This window comes from Silvanigrella sp., from assembly GCF_044369315.1.
Taxonomy (GTDB): Bacteria; Bdellovibrionota_B; Oligoflexia; order Silvanigrellales; family Silvanigrellaceae; genus Silvanigrella.
Window position 1 is genome coordinate 1 of sequence record NZ_JBIPMD010000286.1, and the last position, 3,678, is coordinate 3,678.

Genomic DNA, 3,678 nt, shown 5'->3' on the forward strand with positions numbered 1-3,678 from the left:
ACAAGCTGTATTATAAGCATAGGCAATGGCATTAATTTGATCTTTTGTATAGTTCATATCTTTTGCCGCATTGATAATAGCTTGAGCTGCCCCCACTTGGCTTGTTGCTTCTATTGTTTTAGATAAACCATTTAAAAATGCCTTATCCATCGCAACACCACCAATTTTATCACGTGCAACAAGGTTACAAGAGGACCAATATTGTCCAGACTTATGCGAGTCTCCCGTATTCACAACATCGCTTGGATATTTTCTTCCAATATTCCAATTGGAAACACGGCCTGGCCAAAAGGGATTGTGACCATCCCAACGCATTACCCAATTGTATTGCGGATCCGTTGGTTTCCAAGTGTTTTCAGGAAGATCACGAACATAACCTGAAGCTAAATAATCTCCAGTGCCCTCACCTATACCATCTTCACTTGAGTTACCTGCATTTCCATGTGTAATCCAATCATGAATTCCATGTCCTAATTCATGAATAACAACCATGGAGTCTTCCGCATCATCAACACCGCCTTGACCCATAGCCATTTTTCCAGAACCTTCAGAATAATGTGAATTGTCATCCCCATTAAGACCATGCGGATCATAATTCACACCAGTTTTATATTGGTATGGCATGACTTTAACATTTAAAGTTTCATTTACATAACGCATATAAGTATCAATTGCATAAAATGCAGTAACAGCATCAAAATATTTATTTAATCTTGTATAATTAAATTCTGCTTTTACTTCTGCAGGACAAGCATTATCTTTTGGCTGTTCTGAGTCATCACATTTTGCATATTTGCTTTCTAAAATATATTTCCCGTTAGATAAACTAATGTCTTTTAAAGTAACACTTGATCTTGCTGCTGTTAGAACAGGAGAGTCTTTAGGCATTTGCGATGTATTACTTGATGTTGGCGAGTCAGTATTATCTACAAAACCTTTGTCACCATAGACATGATGAGCTGCCGTAACAGGATCTGGTTTATAAACCATTCCCTTTCCCTCAATTCTTCTTAACTTGTCTTCTGCTCTTAATATTTTTCCAGATGAACTATCAATTAATAATTCCCACTCGGAAGCCTTTTCTCCTTTTGGAGATACTCTTACTTTCCAAGTTTCATATTGATTTCCGCTTTGTTCTTTATAAAAAACCAAATCCGCTTTATTAAATTTTAACTCTTTAAACCCTAAATATGAGTTCGCTATTGAGACCGCTTGTTCTTTAGTTAATTTAGATTTATTATTTGAAATAAACTTCTTATCAAAATCAATTCCAGTAATTGTATTACTAGCAACAAAGGTAATTTTACTATTTTTATTTATTGTAATGGCAATAGAGCTTCCATAAACAGGAAGTCCATTTACCTTTTGTTCTAAACGTACAACTGAAAAATCACTATTTTGTCTTATTGAAGTAACAGTCAGATCAGAAATTGATTTTTGATTTAACCCAAATCTGTTTGCATTTTGAATTAAGTAATCTTTTGCTATTAACACTAAAGTTTTATTGTCGCTTTCTTCTTGACCAGATAAAACAAAATTTAGGGACTGATAGTTTGGTTCTGAAATAATAGAAGCAGTACCATTTGAGTGATACAATCCATCAAATGTTTCTTGTAAAGGCATTTGTGGCGTTACACCAATACTTAAGTTTTGTTTTAATTCTGATGAATTCGAATTATTCGCAGCTGAAGCATTTAATGCTATCGTAACAAAAAGAGAAAGACCTAAAGTTTTTAAAGGAAATTTCAAATAACTCAATGCAAATACTCCTTGAATAAATCGCTTTTTTTGCATATAAAATTACATGCTTCAACAAGCTAGTTTAAAAAGTTTTATGCGAACAAGTTCTATCGTTACGGAAATAAGATTAGAAAAATACCATAACTTTTTTTTTTGCATCAATAAAATATAAAAAATATTAATAATAAATATATCTTATAAAATAAAATATTTCTTGAATTATATATAAATAAATTAGGTATTATAATTTGTAATTTAAATTAAATTTTAATAATTTTTTGGAAATTCTAAAAAATAAAGTTTTTTGGTTCTGTCTCAAAAAAGTTCAAGGTAACAAAGAAGGATTTGAATGTTTTTTAGATTGCCTATTTTAGGCGCAATTATCCAGCGAGGGAGCTAAATTACTTCCAAAGAAGTAAATGACTTTTGAATTTGTACTGCCCTTTTCTAAGCATGTTATGAAGCTCTATCCCAGCTAAAGTAGCCCTTGCAAATTTAAAAGAGAAAAAACCTAACATGGGTTTACACTTCTTTTTTATAAATCGATGATCCTGTTCTATCCTATTTTTAAGATACTTTTTTTGCCTGATCTGAATTTGAAAGCCTGGTTTATAATTACGATTTATGTCGTTTAAAGAAGAGGTATTAGAACTACTTTTATCAATATTCACCTTCTCTGGCTTTCCAGAGGAACGAATTGCTTTCTGGAAAAAACGTTTTGCGGAAGCGCCATCCCTATGTTTTGAAAGGTGAAAGTCTACGGTCTGCCCAAGCTTATCCACCGCCCTATATAGATAGACCCACTTTCCTTTTACCTTAATGTTAGCCTCATCCATGCGCCAGCTTGTACCTACACGCTTCTAATGACCAGAGAACTTCTTCAATAATTTCGGAGAATATTCCACTACCCAACGTTGGACTGTGGAATGATCTATTTCCAATCCCCGTTCTTTCAGCATTTCTTCTACTTGCCTGTAGCTTAAAGGATAAGCAAGGTACCAACCACGGACTGAGGTTAATATAAATTCTTACTTCCTATGCCTGCCTTTAAACTCCATCCTTCTCACCTTCAGTTCAAACTTGAACCTCTGGATTAACTCATACAATTCAATTTTGCGACAGAACCCATCAAAGTACCCTAGCAGTTTATTTAAGGAATTTATGGAATTAAACCTTTGCTTTTCTCAATTTTTATGAAACAAAGCCGATAATTCCGTTTAGAAGGGTGCAACTTAAAAGTAATAACAAATTATTATTTGTAGCAGATTTCTAATTTTTTATTAAAGGATAATTTAATGAAAATATTGCTAATAGAAGATTCAATAAAAACTTCTAAGTTTTTAAAAAATGGTTTAACTGAAAATGGGTTTGTTGTTGACTCTGAAACAGATGGACAAGAAGGTCTTACACTAGCACAAATAAATAATTATGATTTAATTATTCTTGATGTAATGCTTCCTAGCATGGATAGTTGGACAATTTTAAAAAAATTGCGAATGAATGATAATAAATCTTATATTATCATGCTTACTGCCAGAAATCATGTTGATTATATTGTAAAAGGATTGAGCTTAGGAGCTGATGATTATATTGTAAAACCATTTTCTTTTTCCGAATTACTTGCAAGAATTAAATCCATATTAAGACGAAGACCTTCTATTTTAAAAGATATATTTATATGCCACGATCTTAAAATCGATTTTAATAAAAATGAAATTTTTAGAGGATCTGAACGAATAAATTTAACTCCAAAAGAGTTTACATTATTAAATTTTTTAATTCAAAATGAGAATTCACCAGTTTCTAGAAGCGTTATGATCTTCCCCCAATTTTATAGACACAATTAACCGACCTTTTTCATTGGTCTAGTTATTTCAAATATAACTGGAGACAGATATCCATTCGACGAATGCTTTCTAACACGATTGTAGTAAACTT

General features: G+C 32.1%; 2 protein-coding genes and 1 pseudogene. 1 reads left to right on the top strand and 2 read right to left on the bottom strand.

What is annotated here, in order from left to right:
- Window positions 1-1,758, bottom strand: a 1,758-nt coding sequence (locus tag ACIQ56_RS15540) for a PepSY domain-containing protein (protein WP_397601955.1), incomplete at its 3' end; no start/stop codon positions are given.
- Window positions 1,759-2,141: 383 nt separating this feature from the next.
- A pseudogene (locus tag ACIQ56_RS15545) lies at window positions 2,142-2,762 on the bottom strand (IS6 family transposase).
- A 273-nt stretch (window positions 2,763-3,035) separates the two neighbouring features.
- On the opposite strand from ACIQ56_RS15545, the gene ACIQ56_RS15550 reads away from it, so the two are divergent.
- Window positions 3,036-3,587 carry a response regulator transcription factor gene (locus ACIQ56_RS15550; protein WP_397601956.1) on the top strand — a complete coding sequence of 184 codons (552 nt, stop codon included), beginning with the start codon at window positions 3,036-3,038 and terminating at the stop codon, window positions 3,585-3,587.
- Window positions 3,588-3,678 lie beyond the last annotated feature (91 nt).